This is a genomic window from Rubrivivax gelatinosus IL144 (genome assembly GCF_000284255.1).
Taxonomy (GTDB): Bacteria; Pseudomonadota; Gammaproteobacteria; order Burkholderiales; family Burkholderiaceae_C; genus Rubrivivax; species Rubrivivax gelatinosus_A.
In genome coordinates, this window is record NC_017075.1 from 2,670,906 (window position 1) to 2,685,565 (window position 14,660).

General features: G+C 73.1%; 14 protein-coding genes. 12 read left to right on the forward strand and 2 right to left on the reverse strand.

The window, feature by feature from the left end; all coding sequences use genetic code 11:
• Positions 1-10 precede the first annotated feature (10 nt).
• From ssuD to RGE_RS12425, 12 genes are all read left to right on the forward strand, one after another.
• Positions 11-1,180 carry an FMNH2-dependent alkanesulfonate monooxygenase gene (gene ssuD / locus RGE_RS12370; RefSeq protein WP_014428743.1) on the forward strand — a complete coding sequence of 390 codons (1,170 nt, stop codon included), beginning with the start codon at positions 11-13 and terminating at the stop codon, positions 1,178-1,180.
• Positions 1,177-1,971 carry an aliphatic sulfonate ABC transporter permease SsuC gene (ssuC, locus tag RGE_RS12375; protein WP_014428744.1) on the forward strand — a complete coding sequence of 265 codons (795 nt, stop codon included), beginning with the start codon at positions 1,177-1,179 and terminating at the stop codon, positions 1,969-1,971. Before ssuD ends, ssuC begins: the two co-directional genes overlap by 4 nt.
• A gap of 9 nt (positions 1,972-1,980) precedes the next feature.
• On the forward strand, positions 1,981-2,865 hold the full coding sequence (locus tag RGE_RS12380) for an ATP-binding cassette domain-containing protein (protein WP_014428745.1): 885 nt from the start codon (positions 1,981-1,983) through the stop codon (positions 2,863-2,865).
• Between the two features lie 120 nt (positions 2,866-2,985).
• The gene (locus tag RGE_RS12385) at positions 2,986-3,855 is read left to right on the forward strand and encodes a nucleotide-binding protein (RefSeq protein WP_014428746.1); all 870 of its coding nucleotides are present in this window, start codon (positions 2,986-2,988) and stop codon (positions 3,853-3,855) included.
• 9 nt (positions 3,856-3,864) lie between these two features.
• On the forward strand, positions 3,865-5,265 hold the full coding sequence (locus RGE_RS12390; protein ID WP_014428747.1) for a nitrogenase component 1: 1,401 nt from the start codon (positions 3,865-3,867) through the stop codon (positions 5,263-5,265).
• Positions 5,265-6,491 (forward strand): nitrogenase component 1, encoded by a 1,227-nt coding sequence (locus RGE_RS12395; RefSeq protein ID WP_014428748.1) that lies wholly within the window; start codon positions 5,265-5,267, stop codon positions 6,489-6,491. The genes RGE_RS12390 and RGE_RS12395 overlap by 1 nt, the downstream gene beginning before the upstream one ends.
• 31 nt (positions 6,492-6,522) lie before the next feature.
• Entirely contained in the window at positions 6,523-7,734 is a 1,212-nt protein-coding gene (locus RGE_RS12400; protein ID WP_014428749.1) for a radical SAM protein, read from the forward strand.
• A 113-nt stretch (positions 7,735-7,847) separates the two neighbouring features.
• Positions 7,848-8,681: an ABC transporter substrate-binding protein gene (locus tag RGE_RS12405; protein ID WP_014428750.1), complete on the forward strand. Its 834-nt coding sequence runs from the start codon at positions 7,848-7,850 to the stop codon at positions 8,679-8,681.
• Between the two features lie 102 nt (positions 8,682-8,783).
• Positions 8,784-9,473 (forward strand): amino acid ABC transporter permease, encoded by a 690-nt coding sequence (locus RGE_RS12410; protein WP_014428751.1) that lies wholly within the window; start codon positions 8,784-8,786, stop codon positions 9,471-9,473.
• Positions 9,474-9,486: 13 nt separating this feature from the next.
• Positions 9,487-10,188, forward strand: coding sequence for an amino acid ABC transporter permease (locus tag RGE_RS12415; protein ID WP_014428752.1), 702 nt, complete (start codon positions 9,487-9,489; stop codon positions 10,186-10,188).
• The gene (locus RGE_RS12420; RefSeq protein WP_014428753.1) at positions 10,185-10,934 is read left to right on the forward strand and encodes an amino acid ABC transporter ATP-binding protein; all 750 of its coding nucleotides are present in this window, start codon (positions 10,185-10,187) and stop codon (positions 10,932-10,934) included. The genes RGE_RS12415 and RGE_RS12420 overlap by 4 nt, the downstream gene beginning before the upstream one ends.
• A gap of 104 nt (positions 10,935-11,038) precedes the next feature.
• Complete coding sequence (locus RGE_RS12425; RefSeq protein WP_198408825.1) at positions 11,039-13,012, forward strand: alpha/beta hydrolase domain-containing protein; 1,974 nt, start codon at positions 11,039-11,041, stop codon at positions 13,010-13,012.
• 76 nt (positions 13,013-13,088) lie between these two features.
• On the opposite strand, the gene RGE_RS12430 is transcribed toward RGE_RS12425, so the two are convergent.
• Entirely contained in the window at positions 13,089-13,535 is a 447-nt protein-coding gene (locus tag RGE_RS12430) for a GNAT family N-acetyltransferase (protein ID WP_014428755.1), read from the reverse strand.
• Positions 13,536-13,554: 19 nt separating this feature from the next.
• Positions 13,555-14,646, reverse strand: a complete 1,092-nt coding sequence (gene hisC / locus RGE_RS12435; RefSeq protein WP_014428756.1) for a histidinol-phosphate transaminase — start codon at positions 14,644-14,646, stop codon at positions 13,555-13,557.
• Positions 14,647-14,660: the final 14 nt, after the last annotated feature.

Consider the following 14,660-nt stretch of genomic DNA (forward strand, 5'->3'; position numbering starts at 1 on the left):
GGAGCCGACGATGAAGATCCTCTGGTTCATCCCGACCCACGGCGACTCGCGCTACCTCGGCACGAGCAAGGGCGCACGCGTCGCCGACTTCGACTACTTCCGCCAGATCGCCATCGCCGCCGACAGCCTGGGCTACGAAGGCGTGCTGATCCCCACCGGGCGTTCCTGCGAGGACTCGTGGGTCGTCGCCTCCAGCCTCATCGAGGTGACGCGGCGGCTCAAGTTCCTGGTCGCGCTGCGCCCGGGGCTGGTGCAGCCGGCCCAGTCGGCGCGCATGGCCGCGACGCTGGACCGGCTCTCCGGCGGCCGCCTGCTGGTCAACCTCGTCACCGGCGGCGACGCCGAGGAGCTGGCCGGCGACGGCCAGTTCCTGTCGCATGCCGAGCGTTATGCCGAGTCGGCCGAGTTCATCCGCATCTGGCGCGAGATCCTGGCGCGCAGCCACGGCGGCGAGCCGCTGGACTTCGAGGGCCGCTACCTGCGTGTGCGCGGCGCCAAGCTGCTGTTCCCGCCGGTGCAATCGCCGTATCCGCCGGTGTTCTTCGGCGGTTCGTCCGAAGCCGCCCACGAACTGGCCGCCGAGCAGGTCGACACCTATCTCACCTGGGGCGAGCCGCCCGAGGCGGTGGCCGCCAAGGTGGCCGACGTGCGTGCCCGCGCCGCGCGCCACGGCCGCACGCTGCGCTACGGCATCCGGCTGCACGTCATCGTGCGCGAGACCGAGGACGAGGCCTGGCGCGCCGCCGCCGAGCTGGTGTCCGAACTCGACGAAGCGACGGTCGCCGCAGCCCAGGCACGCTTCGCGCAGATGGACTCCGTGGGCCAGCGCCGCATGGCCGAGCTGCACCGCGGCCGCTTCGACAAGAAGGACGTGCGCGCCGGGCTGGAGATCTCGCCCAACCTCTGGGCCGGGGTCGGCCTGGTGCGCGGCGGCGCCGGCACGGCGCTCGTCGGCAACCCGCGCCAGGTCGCCGACCGGCTGCAGGAGTACGCGGCGCTCGGGCTGGACCACTTCGTGCTGTCGGGCTACCCGCATCTCGAGGAGGCGCACCGCTTCGCGGAGCTCGTCTTCCCGTTGCTGCCGCTGGCGACGCGCCAGAAGCTGCCCGGGCAGACGCTGACCGGCCCGTTCGGCGAGATCGTCGCCAACAGCTTCGCGCCGAAGGCGGCCGCACGATGAGCGCCGCGCCCTCCTCGTGGCAGCGTTGGGGCCGGCGCGCCTTGCCCTGGGCGCTGCCGGTGGCCCTCGTGCTGGCCTGGGAGATCGCCTCGCGCGCCGGCTGGCTGTCCAGCCGCGTGCTGCCCGAGCCCTGGGCGGTGGTCACGGCGCTCGTCGGCCTGTTGAAGTCGGGCGAGCTGCTGCACCACGTCGCGATCAGCACCGGGCGCGCGCTCGCCGGGCTGGCGATCGGCGGCGGCCTGGGGCTGGCGCTGGGCCTGCTGACCGGCACCTTCCGCGTCTTCGAGACGCTGCTGGACACCAGCTTCCAGATGGTGCGCAACATCCCGGCGCTGGCGCTGATCCCGCTGGTCATCCTGTGGTTCGGCATCGACGAGACGGCCAAGCTGTTCCTCGTCGCGGTCGGCGTCTTCTTCCCGATCTACCTCAACACCTTCCACGGCATCCGCTCGGTGGACCGCGGGCTGATCGAGATGGCGCGCAGCTACGGGCTGTCGGGCTGGGCCTTGTACCGCCACGTCGTGCTGCCGGGCGCCTTGCCGTCGATTCTGGTCGGGCTGCGCTTCTCGCTCGGGCTGATGTGGGTGCTGCTGATCGTCGCCGAGACGATCTCGGCGCAGTCGGGCATCGGCTACCTGACGATGAACGCGCGCGAGTTCCTGCAGACCGACGTGGTGCTGGTCGGCATCCTGCTGTATGCGCTGCTGGGCAAGCTGGCCGACGTGCTGGCCAAGGGGCTGGAACGCTGGTGGCTGCGCTGGCACCCGGGCTACCAGGCGGCCGCGGCCTGAGGAGGGGAGATGATGCTGTCGGAACTGGACGTGCAGGCGGTGCACCACCTGGCGCAGGACGGCCTGCAGCGCCGCGCGCACGAGGCCGCCGAGCCGCCGCCGCGCCCGGCGCTGCCGGGCCTGGCGGTCGAGCTGCGCGGGCTGCAGAAGGCCTACGGCGAGCGCCGCGTGCTGGAGAGCCTGGACCTGCGCCTGGCGCCGGGCGAGTTCGTCGCCGTCGTCGGCCGCAGCGGCTGCGGCAAGAGCACGCTGTTGCGCCTGCTCGCCGGGCTGGAGCCGGCCTCGGCCGGCACGCTGCAGCTCGGCGGCGCGCCGCTGGTGTCGGGGCGCGACGACCTGCGCATCATGTTCCAGGACGCCCGGCTGCTGCCCTGGAAACGTGTGCTGGACAACATCGCGCTCGGCCTCGACGGGCCTGACGCGCGCGAACGTGCCCGCCAGGCGCTGGCCCAGGTCGGCCTGGCCGAACGCGGCGGCGACTGGCCGGCGGTGCTCTCGGGCGGCCAGCGCCAGCGCGTCGCGCTGGCACGCGCGCTGGTGCACCGGCCGCGGCTGCTGCTGCTGGACGAGCCGCTGGGCGCGCTGGACGCGCTGACGCGCATCGAGATGCAGCAGCTGATCGAACGCGTCTGGCGCGAGCACGGCTTCACCGCGCTGCTGGTCACGCACGACGTCTCCGAAGCCGTGGCGATGGCCGACCGCGTGATCCTGATCGAAGAGGGCGCCATCGCGCTGGACGAACGCATCGCCCTGCCACGCCCGCGCTCGCGTGGCGACGCCGCCTTCGGCGCGCTGGAAGAGCGGGTGCTGCAGCGGGTGCTGGGCGGGCCCTTGCCGGCCGAGGCACCGGCCGCGCCCGTCGTCGCCGGGAGGCCCTGGCGCTGGGCCGTGTAGCGCCGCCGGCGGGCATTCGCGCAAACGGGATGCTCATGCCGTTTGCTTCGTTCTCCGTGCTGGCGACATTGACCACGATGGCGTCATGGCGGTGCCCCGGCGCCGCGCGGAGAACCTCTGATGAGCACGCGTCCCCAGCACCTGGCCATCTACGGCAAAGGCGGCATCGGCAAGTCGACCACCACCTCCAACATCGCCGCGGCGCTGGCCGAAGCCGGCTACAAGGTCGTGCAGATCGGCTGCGACCCGAAGAGCGATTCGACGAACACGCTGCGCGGCGGCGCCTGGCTCAACACGGTGCTCGACCGCACGCGTGACGGTTCCGCACCGCGGCTGGAGGACATCGCCGCGGTCGGCTACCGCGGCGTCATCTGCGTCGAAGCCGGCGGCCCGGTGCCGGGCGTGGGCTGCGCCGGCCGCGGCATCAACGCCGCGATCTCGCTGCTGCACGAGCTGCACCTGTTCGAGGAGGCCAAGCCCGACGTCGTGCTCTACGACGTGCTCGGCGACGTCGTCTGCGGCGGCTTCGCGGTGCCGATCCGTGAAGGCCTGACCGACCGCGTCTACGTCGTTTCCTCGGCCGACTTCATGGCCGTCTACGCCGCCAACAACCTGTTCCGCGCGATCAACAAGTACGCGCCCTCGGGCGGCGCCCGGCTGGGCGGGCTGATCGCCAACAGCATCCAGCCCGGCTTCTCGCGGCCGCTGATCGACGACTTCGCCGCGCGCACCGGCACCCGTGCCGTCGAGTACGTGCCGCGCTCGCCGACCGTCGCCCAGTCCGAGCTCTGCGGCCGCACCGTCATCGAGGCCGCGCCGGCGTCGCCGCAGGCCGACGTCTACCGCGCGCTGGCGCGCACGATCGTCGAGGACACGAGTTCGGTGATCCCCAAGCCGCTGGCGCCGGCCGAGCTGCGCCAGTGGGCGCGCGACTGGGGCGACCTGCTGCTGCGCGACGGCGCCCCCCAGCCGGCCGCGGTGGCGGCCTGAGCGGCGGCGATGGCCGAACTCTTTCGCGCCCGCGTGGCGCCGACACGCGAGAAACGCAGCGCCGCGCTCGCCGCCTTCCACGGCACGCTGGCAGCGCTGGCGCGCGAGGCCGAGGCCCCGGTGCCGCGCCTGCGCAGCTTCGTGCACGACCACCCGAGCGACCTGCAGGCGGCGCTGGCGCTGCTGTCCGGCGTCGCCGGGCTGGGCGCCGTCGTGCACGGCCCGGCCGGCTGCGCCGCCGCGCTGCGCGGCGCGCGCGGCCCCTGGGCCTCGACCGGGCTGGACCAGCGCGACTCCATCCTCGGCGGCGAAGCCCGGTTGGCGCAGACCGTGCGGGCGCTGCACGCGGCGCACGCGCCGCAGGCGATCGCCGTCGTCGCGACGCCGGTGGTGGCGATCAACAACGACGACATCGAGACCACCGCCGTGGAGCTGCGCGAGGAGCTCGGCATCCCGGTGTTCGCGGTCGGCTGCGACGGCTTTCGCTCCCGGCTCGCAGGCACCGGCACCGACGTCGCGCTGCAGGCCCTGCTGCGCCAACTGTTGCCGCCGCGGCCGCGCGAGCGCGGCAACCAGCTGCTGCTGCTGACCACCGGCTCGTCGACTGCCGACGTGGCCGCGGCCGGGGCGCTGCTGGCCGAACTGGGGCTGGGCTGGAGCGCGCTGCCGCAGGGGCTGGCTGTCGGTACGCTGGAGGCCGTGGCGAGCGCACGCCTGGCCGTCGCGCTGGACGGCGAGGACGACGGCCATGCCGCGGCGCTGCTGCAGGAGGGCTACGGCGTGCCGGCCATCGCGCCGCCGCCGCCGATCGGCCGCGCCGCCAGCTCGCGCTGGCTGGCCGCCGTCGGCGACGCCACCGGGCACGGCGCCCAGGCCCGGCTGCTGGCCACGCGCCACGAACAGCGCCTGGCCGAGGCTGCGGCGCCGCTGGCGCGATTCGCCGGCGCCAGGGTGGCCGTCGCGCTGCCGGCGGCGCAGGCCGCGGCTTTCGACGGGCTGCTGAACGAACTCGGGCTGCGCGGTGCCGGTTTCGTGCTGCCCTCGGTGGCCGCCGGCGACCGGGCGGCCGTGGCCGCGCTGGCCCAGGCCGGCGGCGAGCGGCCGGTGATCGTCGGCGAGGGCCAGGGCTTCGAGGAAACGCACCTGCTGCGCCGCCTGGCGCCCGATCTGCTGGTCACGCGCGGCCAGCCGGCGGCGCACGCGCTGGCGCTGGGCATCCCGGTGCTGGACCTGCAGACGACGCCGATCACCGGCTACGACGGCTTCGCGGCCGTCGCCCGGGCCATCGAACGCCGCCTGGCGCGGCCGGCGCTGGCCGCCTTCCTCGGCGCCGGCCCGGCCCGCGAGGACTACACGCCGGGCTGGCTGGGCCGCAGCCCGAACTGGTACGTCAAGCAGGAGGCGCGCTGATGGCCGCGCTGCACGAACGCAACGGCTGCGCGCTGCAAGGCGCGGTGGCGCTGCTGCAGGCGGTGGACGGGGTCGTGCCGGTGCTGCACGCCAACGCCGGCTGCGGCGCTGCGCTGGGCCGCGGCCGGCCGCTGCCGTCGACGGCGCTGCTGGAGAAGCAGGTCGTCTTCGGCGGCACCTCGCGGCTGCGCGAGCAGCTGAAGAACGCCGTCCAGGTGCAGGCCGGCACGCTGTTCGGCGTGCTCGCCGGCTGCGTGCCCGAGGTCATCGGCGACGACGTGCCGGCGATGCTGAAGGAAGCACGCGAGCAGCGTTTCCCGGCTTTCTCGGTCGCGGTGCCGGGCTTCGGCGGCCACGGCTGGAGCGGCCACGCGGCAGCGGCGCGTGCCTTGCTCGAACACTCGACGCTCGCCGCGCCGTCGCCCGAGGCGGTGCCGGCGGACGTCAACCTGCTGGGCCTGGTGCCCGGGCTGGACCCGGACTGGGAGGCCGACCTCGACGAGGTTGCCGCCGTGCTGGCCGAAGCCGGCCTGGCGGCGCGGCGCCTGGCGGGCGAGGGCACGGCGGCCTGGCAGGCCGCGGCGCGCTCGCGGGCCAGCCTGGTGCTGTCGCCCTGGGGCGAGACGGCCGCCGACTGGCTAGAACGCGAACACCGCGTGCTGCGCGTGGACCTGGGCTGGCGCCCGGTCGGCAGTGCCGACGCAGCGCTGCTGCTGGAGCGCCTGGGCGAGGCCCTGGCGCTCGACGACGCCCGGGTGCAGGCGGCCGCAGCGCGGCTGCACGCCCGCCAGCGCCGCGCGCTGCAGGCCGCGGCCGAACGCGGCTGGCTGGCGGCGCTGCCCGAACGTTTCGCCGTCGCCGCGCCCTCGGCCACCGCCGTCGGTCTGGTGCGTTTTCTCGCCGGCACGCTGGGCCTGGAGCCCGCGGCCGTCGTCGTCACCGACCAGCCGCCGCCCGAGCGCCGGCCGGCGCTCGAAGCCGCCGCCGGCGTGCCGCTGCACTACGGCGCCGGCAGCGACGAGGTGGCCGCACTGCTGGCCGCGGCCGGCTTCGACGTCCTGCTGGCCAGCGCGCTGGAGGCCCCGGTGGCCGCGGCCGCCGGCGTGCCGCTGGTCGAGGTCGCGACGCCGCTCGCGCGCCGCCCGCTGGTGCGCAGCCATGCCGGCGTGCGCGGCGCGCTGGCGCTGGTCGAGGACCTACTCGCCGCGCCGGCGTCCCGGCGCTGATCCCCTGATTTTCGAACCCGAGGAGCCATCGATGCCGACCTTGAAGGAACGCCTGTACGACGAATGGGCGCTGAAAGCCGAGCTGACCCAGGACGGCGTGTCCGTGCACCCCGAGGTGCTGCGCCGCATCGCGCTGGGCAGCGCGGCGCAGGAGACCGTCAACTGCCTGTTCTCGTACAACCGCGACCTGGCCGCCGAGATCGACGTGCCGCCGTACTTCATCCTGCCGCACGGGCTGATCGCGCTGTTCCACGTCGACCGGCGCTCGGACTGGCGCCTGGAGCACGACGGCCGCGGCTTCTTCGTCGTCGACAGCGACGGCCGCGCGGTGCCGGTGCGTTTCCCCGAGCGCCCCGGCTACTACGCGCGCCAGACCTCCGACGGCACGCCGATGCGCACGGTGGCCGTGCACAACTCCGACGACGTGATCTTCGTCGCCTACAGCAACGAGTGCTCGCTGCAGGCCACCAGCCGCGACTGCCTGTTCTGCAACATCAACGCCACGGCGCGCAAGTACGGTGATGTCCAGGGCGTGAAGTGGAAGTACCCGCGCCAGATCGGCGAGACCGTCGCCGCCGCCTATGCCGAGGGCGCGCGCCACCTGACCATCAGCGGCGGCTTCGTGCCCGAGCGGCGCGAGGTCGAGTACTACCTCGACGTCGCCGACGAGATCCGCGCCGCCACCGGGCTGGACGACTTCAACGGCACGGCCTGCATCGGCGCGCCGCGCGACCTGGACGTCATCGCCAAGTACCGCGAAGCCGGCTACCGCACGCTGGCGATCAACATCGAGGTCTGGGACGAGCACTTCTTCCGCGCCTACTGCCCCGGCAAGGAGCAGGAGTGCGGCGGGCGCGACCACTGGGTGCGGGCGCTGGAGCACGCCGTCGGCGTCTTCGGCCGCGGCCGCGTGCGCTCGAACATGGTCGGCGGCCTGGAGAGCAAGGCGACGACGCTCGAAGGCATCGAGATCCTGTCGCGCAAAGGCGTGGTGGCGATGTCGCCGGGCTGGATCCCGAACCCCGGCTCGGCGCTGGAAGGCCACCGCTCGCCCGAGCCCGCCTGGCACCTGGACGTGGCGCGCAAGACCTACCAGATCTATCGCCAGGTCGGCTTCACGTTCGAGCAGGTCTACGACGCCACCGCGGTGCCGCAGACGCTGGTGCACGACCTCTACCGCATCGAGGAGGAGCGCCTGCCGGTCTTCGCCGAGGAGCGGGCGAAGGAGGCGGTGGCGGCCTGAGGCGGTGTTCCGCGGCGTTCAGCGGCGGCGCAAGCTCATGCGCATTGCTTCGTTGGGTTCGCCCCCGGCCGCCGCGACGATGGCTCATCTCCACTCCGAACCGGCATCCGTCCATGGCCCTGTCGCTTCCTCATCGCCTGCTGGCCCTCGTGGCCGCCACCGCCGCGTTCGCGGCACCCGTCGTGCATGCCGACCAGCTCGACGACATCAAGAAGAAGGGCGAGCTGGTTGTCGGCGTCCTGGGCACCGACGAGCCCAACAGCTTCGTCGACCCGAAATCGCGCGAGATCGTCGGCTACGAGGTCGACATCGCCAAGGCCATCGCGGCCAAGATCGGCGTCAAGCCGATCTTCAAGCAGCTGGCCGTGGCCGCCCGCATCCCCGAGCTGCAGCAGGGCAGGGTGGACATCCTGGCGGCCTCGCTGACGCACAACAAGGAGCGCGAGCAGCTCGTCGACTTCTCGCTGACGACCTTCGTCACCGGCCAGAAGGTGCTGGTGAAGAAGGCCAGCGGCATCGCCGACGTGCCGCAGCTGGCCGGCAAGAAGGTGCTGACGGTCAAGGGCGGCACGCAGGAGCCCAACATCCGCAAGGCCGTGCCCTCGGTCGAGGTCGTCACCTTCGAGACCACGCAGCAGGCCTTCCTCGCGCTGCAGCAGGGCAAGGGCGTGGGCTACGTCAACGACGAGTCCTCGCTGATCAACGACTTCGCCAAGCTCGGCCCGGCGAAGAAGGACTACGCCATCCTGCCGACCAACATCAGCGTCGAGCCGCTGGCGCTGGGGCTGAAGAAGGGCGAGACGCGCGTCAAGGCCGCGGTCGACGGCGTGCTGCGCGAGCTCGAGTCCTCGGGCGAAGCCGACAAGCTGTTCATCAAGTGGTACGGCCCGGACACGCGCCTGCAGTTCGACAAGCGCAGCTTCAAGATCGACAGCGACCGCATCTGAGCGTCGCCCTGCACCGTTCATTCACGGGGCTCCGGGGCCGCGAGGTCCCCCCTTCCAGCCCTGCCGCCGCTCGCGACGGCAGGGCTCTTTTGCGTTCCCCAGGTGTTCGACGCTGATCTGCTGCTGCACGGGCAGTACCACGACTGGCTGCTGCACGGCCTGGCCGTGTCGCTGAAGCTGACCGGGCTGGTCTTCGTGCTCGCGCTGCCGCTGGCGGTGCTGGTGGCGCTGCTGCGCCTGGCGCCGGTGGCGCCGCTGCGCGCGGCGGGCTGGTTCTACGTCGAAGGCATCCGCGGCGTGCCGCTGCTGGCGCACCTGCTGTTCTGGTACTTCGGCGCCCCGGAGCTGCTGCCCGACGGGCCCAAGGAGTGGCTGTACGCGCACGACGTCGAGTTCGCCAGCGCCGCCGTCGCGCTGACGCTGTACACCGCCGCCTACATGGCCGAAGACATCCGCAGCGGCATCCGCGCCGTGCCGGCGGTGCAGTTCGAGGCCGGGCGCTCGCTGGGTTTCGGCTTCCTGGCGACGATGCGCCTGGTGGTGCTGCCGCAGGCGCTGCGCATCACCGTGCCGCCGCTGCTGTCGCAGACGCTCAACCTCTGGAAGGACACCAGCATCGCCACCGTCGTCGGCGTCGGCGAGCTGATGTACCAGGCCGCACGCGTCGAGAGCGCGAGCTTTCGCAGCCTGGAAGCCTTCGCCTTCGCGTCGGCGGCCTACCTGACGGTGTCGCTGGTGCTGACGGCGCTGGCCGCGGTCGTGCAGCGCCGCTGGCCGGCGCGCCAGGCCTGAAGGGAAGGGCGCGATGCTGGACCTGATCCGCGACTACTGGCTGTACTTCCTGATCGGCCAGTACCCCCAGGGCCCGCTCGGCGGCCTGGCGCTGACGCTGGCGCTCGCGGCGCTGGCGCTCGTGCTGGCGCTGCCGCTGGGCGTGGTGCTCGGCGTCGCGCGCGTGAGCCCGCTGCGCTGGCTGCGCTGGCCGGTCACGGCGCTGGTGCACACGGTGCGCGGGCTGCCGCTGCTGATGGTGATCTTCTGGGCCTACTTCTTCCTGCCGGCCGTCACCGGGCACAAGACCGAGCAGTTCGGCACGATGCTCGCCGCGCTGGTGATCTTCGACGCCGTCTACCTCGCCGAGGTCGTGCGCGCCGGGCTGCAGGGCGTGCCGCACGGGCAGTTCGAGGCGGCGCGCTCGCTGGGTTTCGGCTACCTCGGCGCGATGCGGCTCGTCGTGCTACCGCAGGCGCTGCGCGCGATGCTGCCTTCGCTGGTCAACCAGTTCGTCGCGACGATCAAGGAGACCTCGCTGGGCTACATCATCGGCTTGAACGAGATCTCGTTCATCGCCGCACAGGTCAACGCCCAGGTCTTCACGCGCGCGGCCGAGGTCTACGGCCTGCTCGCCGCCACCTACTTCGTCCTCTGCTTCGGCCTGTCGCGGCTGGCCTGGGCGCTCGAGCGACGGCTCGCGCGCGGCCGTGCCCCGGGCCGCGTCACGCCATGATCCGCATCGAGAAGGTCAACAAGTGGTACGGCCGCTACCGCGCGCTCGTCGACGTCGACGAGCAGGTGGCGCGCGGCGAGGTCGTCGTCGTCTGCGGCCCTTCGGGCTCGGGCAAGTCGACGCTGATCCGCACGCTCAACCGCCTGGAGCCGATCGCCAGCGGCCGCATCCTCATCGACGGCCAGGACGTGCACCGGCGCGGCCAGGACGTCAACACGCTGCGCTCGCGCATCGGCTTCGTCTTCCAGCAGTTCAACCTGTTCCCGCACCTGACGGCGCTGCAGAACTGCACGCTGGCGCCGGTGAAGCTGCTCGGGCGCACGCCGGCCGAGGCGCGCGACGAGGCGCTGGCGCTGCTGGCGCGCGTGGGCGTCGCGCACAAGGCCGAGGCCTACCCGGCCCAGCTCTCGGGCGGCCAGCAGCAGCGCGTGGCGATCGCGCGGGCGCTGGCGATGCGCCCGCCGCTGATGCTGTTCGACGAGCCGACCAGCGCACTCGACCCGGAGATGGTCGGCGAGGTGCTGGCCGTGATGCGCGGCCTGGCGCGCGACGGCATGACCATGGTCTGCGTGACCCACGAGATGGGCTTCGCGCGCGAGGTTGCCGACCGGGTGCTGTTCATGAACGAAGGCCAGGTGCTGGAGCGCTCGAGGCCCGAGGAGTTCTTCAGCCAGCCGCGGCATCCGCGGGCGCGCAAGTTCATCGCCGACCTGCGGGCGCCGAACGAGCTGCGCGCCGTCGACTGAGCCTGCCGGCGCGGGGGCATTTGTTCATCTGAAGACCGTCGTTCCGCACGGCGCAGCTCGCCGCTAGCGTGCACGCGTCCCATCACCCGACCCTGGACGATTTCATGTCTTTTGCTTCCCGACGCCGACCGCGACTGCAGAACGTGGCGGCGCGCATCTCTCTGGCCTTCGCCGGCCTCGTGCTCGCCGCCGGCGCCGACGCCCGCGTCACGCGGCTCGAACTGGTCTCGGTTCAGCCGGCCTTCGAAGGCCGCAGTTTCGGCTCCGCCGGCCGCTACGAACACGTCGTGGCACGCGCGTATTACGCGGTGGCGCCCGGCGACGCGAAGAACGCCGGCATCGTCGACCTCGACGCGGCGCCGCGCAACGCGCAGGGCGAAGTCGAGTTCAGCGCCGACGTCGAGATCCTGCGCCCGCGCGAAGGCGCGCGCGGCAACGGCCGCCTGCTCTACGACGTGCCCAACCGCGGCGGCAAGCTCGGCCTGGCGCTGTTCAACGACGCGCCGTACACGAACAGCGTCGCCAAGGCCGCCGACGCAGGCAACGGCCATGTGTTCGAGCAGGGCTACACCGTCGTCTGGAGCGCCTGGCAGCCCGACGTGCAGGCCGGCAACGGCCGCTTGCTGCTGCGGCTGCCGGTGGTGCCCGACAGCCGCGGCCTCAGCCGCGAGGAAGCCATCTTCGACGGCACGGCGAACCCGGTCACGGTGGATCTGACTTACCCCGCCGCGAACCCGGACCCGTCCGCGGCGCGCCTGAGCGTGCGCAACAACGAGGCCGACCCGCGCAGCGCGCCGGCCGACCTGCGCTGGCGCTACCTGTCGCCGACGCGCATCGAGATCACGCGGCCCGAAGGCTTCCATCTCGGCGCGATCTACGAGTTCGTCTACCCGGCGCGCGACAGCACCGTCGCCGGCCTGGGCTTCGCCGCGGTGCGGGACCTGGTGTCCTACCTGCGCGAGGGTGGCGCCGCCGGCAACGCGCCGGCCGCCGGGCAGCCGATCCGCCGGGCCTATGCCTTCGGCTTCTCGCAGAGCGGCCGCTTCCTGCGCAGCTTCGTGCACGAGGGCTTCAACGTCGACGAGTCCGAGCGCAGCGTGTTCGACGGCGTGTTCGTGCACGCCGCCGGCGCCCGCGGCGTGATCCTGAACCAGCGCTTCGCGCAGCCGGGCCGCTACTCCCGCGAGCACGAGGATCACCTCTACCCGGCCGACCAGTTCCCCTTCGCCTGGGCCGAGACGCAAGACCCGGTCAGCGGGCGCCGCGACGGCCTGCTGCGCAGCCAGGGCGGCCTGCCCAAGGTGGTCCAGACCGACACGGCGCTGGAGGTCTGGCAGGGGCGCGCCTCGCTGCTGGCGAGCGACGGCGCCGGGCAGCCGGTGCCCATCCCGGCCGACGTGCGCCACTACCTGCTGGCCGGCCTGCCGCACTTCCCGGTGGTCGGCCAGGCTTCGACCATCAGCCCGGTCTGCCAGTACCCGACCAACACCGTGTTCCCCGGCGCAACGCTGCGTGCGCTGCTGCGCGACCTCGACGAGTGGGTCGCCGGCGTGCAGGCCCCGCCGGCCAGCCGCTTCCCGGACGCCGCCAAGGGCCAGTGGCGTTCGCCCGACGAGGTCCCGCCGGCCCTGTCGGCGGTACCGGGCTTCACCTGGACCGGCGTCATCAACCGCCTCACGGCCGTCGACCAGAGCGTCGTGCCGCCGCGGGAGGGCCAGCCGTACGCGGTGCGCGTGCCGCGTGTCGACGACGCCGGCCACGAGATCGACGCCATCCGCCTGCCGATCGTCGAGGCGCCGCGTGCGACCTACCTGGGCTGGAACACGCGCCGCTACGGCTACGGCGCGCCCCACCTCTGCGGCCTGGCCGGCAGCCGGCTGCCGCTGGCGGCCACCCGTGCCGAACGGGAGAAAAGCGGCGACCGGCGACCCTCCATCGAGGAGCGCTACCCGACGCCGGCCGACTACCTGAACCGGGTGCGCGCTTCGGCGGAGAAGCTGGTGCAGCAGCGCCTGCTGCTGCCGGCGGATGCCGAACGCTTCGTGAAGGAGGCGCAGGCCCGGGGCGCGCTGGACTGAGCCTGCAGGACGGGCCCGGAGCGGCGCGGCGTCTGCGCGCCGTTCCCGGGCTTGGGGCCGCCGAAGCCGAGAAGCTTCAGGCGGCGGGCGCCGCCGGCGTGCCGAGCGCCTTGCTCACGCGCACCAGCGAGAAGCGCCCGCCGTGAACGACATCGCCGTCGCGCACGTAACCCAGGCGCAGGTAGAAGTCCTCGGCTTCGGCCTTGCTGGTGATCACCGCCTCGCGGTAGCCAAGTTCGTGCGCCCAGTCCTCCAGCGCCAGGATCAGCCGGCTGCCGTGGCCCTGGCGCTGCTGCGTGCTGGCGACGGTGATGCGCTCGAACTTGGCTTGGCCGTCCAGGTGGCGCAGGCGCCCGGTGGCCAGCGGCCGGCCACCGTCGGTGATCAGCAGGTAGTCGACGCGGTCGCCTTCCTTCTCGTCGATCTCGCCGTCCAACGGGATGCCCAGGCTGAGCGCCACCTCGACGCGCAGGTAGTGCACCGCCGCCAGTTCCCAACGCTGCGTGACGCGCCGGATCTCCATGTCCTCGTCTCCTTCGGGATCAGTGCGCCGCGCCGTCGCGGCGGGCGGCCAGCAGGGTGTCGATCAGCTCGAACACCCGGCGGTTCTCGTGCTCCAGCCCCAGCGTCACGCGGATCCAGCTCGGCAGCCCGATCTCGCTGCCCGAGCGGATGACGATGCCCTGGCGCAGGAACTCCGTGGCCGCGGCGTCGCCGTCCTGGCCGAGGTCGATCATCACGAAGTTGGCGTGCGTCGGCACGTAGCCCAGCCCGCGCGAGGCGCAGAAGCCGGGGTAGGCGCGCGCCGCCTCGTGCACCGTGGCGACCGAGCGGCGCAGGAAGTCCTCGTCGCCCAGCGCCGCCAGCGCCGCCACCTGGGCCAGGCTGTTGACGTTGGGCGGGCTCTTCAGCTTGCCCAGTTCACGCACCGCCGGCGGCGAGGCGATCGCGTAGCCCACGCGCAGCCCGGCCAGGCCGAAGGCCTTGGAGAAGGTGCGCAGCACGATCAGGTTGGGATGTTCGTCGATCCAGTGCGCGCTGTCGGGCAGGTCCGCGGGCCGGGCGTATTCGGCATAGGCCTCGTCGAGCACGACGGCGACGTCGGCCGGCAGGCGTTCGAGCAGGCGGCGTATCGCGCCGGCGGCCACCAGGCTGCCCATCGGGTTGTGCGGGTTGCACAGCCACACCAGGCGCGTGGCCGGCGTCACCGCGGCGGCCACGGCGTCGAGGTCGATCGCGTGCGCGGCCAGCGGCACGGCGACGATGCGCGCGCCGGCGGCACGCGCCGAGATCGCGTACCAGCCAAAGGACGGCGTCGGGATCACGACCTCGTCGCCCTCGGCGACGAAGGCCTGGGTGATCAGGCCGAGCAGCTCGAAGATGCCGTTGCCGACGAGAAATCGGTCGGCAGCGACGCCGTGGCGGCGTGCCAGCGCCTGGCGCAGCGCGTCGCTGAAGGTGGGCGGGTAGCGGTGCAGCTGCGGCAGCGCGGCGGCCACCGCGGCGGCCACCGCCGGCGAGCTGCCCAGGCTGTTCTCGTTGAGCGCCAGGTTGAGCAGCGGTCGCGTCGTGTCGCGCAGCGCCGCCGGCGGGTCGAAGGCGCGCAGCTGCGCGAGCGTGGAGCGGAACTTCATCGTCGTGCGTCCCG

Excerpts from the sequence above, each read along its gene's own strand:
- hisC (WP_014428756.1), bottom strand. The coding sequence starts at position 14,646 with ATGAAGTTCCGCTCCACGCTCGCGCAGCTGCGCGCCTTCGACCCGCCG.
- RGE_RS12405 (WP_014428750.1), top strand. The coding sequence starts at position 7,848 with ATGGCCCTGTCGCTTCCTCATCGCCTGCTGGCCCTCGTGGCCGCCACC.
- RGE_RS12380 (WP_014428745.1), top strand. The coding sequence starts at position 1,981 with ATGATGCTGTCGGAACTGGACGTGCAGGCGGTGCACCACCTGGCGCAG.
- RGE_RS12390 (WP_014428747.1), top strand. The coding sequence starts at position 3,865 with ATGGCCGAACTCTTTCGCGCCCGCGTGGCGCCGACACGCGAGAAACGC.
- ssuD (WP_014428743.1), top strand. The coding sequence starts at position 11 with ATGAAGATCCTCTGGTTCATCCCGACCCACGGCGACTCGCGCTACCTC.
- RGE_RS12395 (WP_014428748.1), top strand. The coding sequence starts at position 5,265 with ATGGCCGCGCTGCACGAACGCAACGGCTGCGCGCTGCAAGGCGCGGTG.
- ssuC (WP_014428744.1), top strand. The coding sequence starts at position 1,177 with ATGAGCGCCGCGCCCTCCTCGTGGCAGCGTTGGGGCCGGCGCGCCTTG.
- RGE_RS12400 (WP_014428749.1), top strand. The coding sequence starts at position 6,523 with ATGCCGACCTTGAAGGAACGCCTGTACGACGAATGGGCGCTGAAAGCC.
- RGE_RS12415 (WP_014428752.1), top strand. The coding sequence starts at position 9,487 with ATGCTGGACCTGATCCGCGACTACTGGCTGTACTTCCTGATCGGCCAG.
- RGE_RS12420 (WP_014428753.1), top strand. The coding sequence starts at position 10,185 with ATGATCCGCATCGAGAAGGTCAACAAGTGGTACGGCCGCTACCGCGCG.
- RGE_RS12385 (WP_014428746.1), top strand. The coding sequence starts at position 2,986 with ATGAGCACGCGTCCCCAGCACCTGGCCATCTACGGCAAAGGCGGCATC.
- RGE_RS12430 (WP_014428755.1), bottom strand. The coding sequence starts at position 13,535 with ATGGAGATCCGGCGCGTCACGCAGCGTTGGGAACTGGCGGCGGTGCAC.
- RGE_RS12425 (WP_198408825.1), top strand. The coding sequence starts at position 11,039 with ATGTCTTTTGCTTCCCGACGCCGACCGCGACTGCAGAACGTGGCGGCG.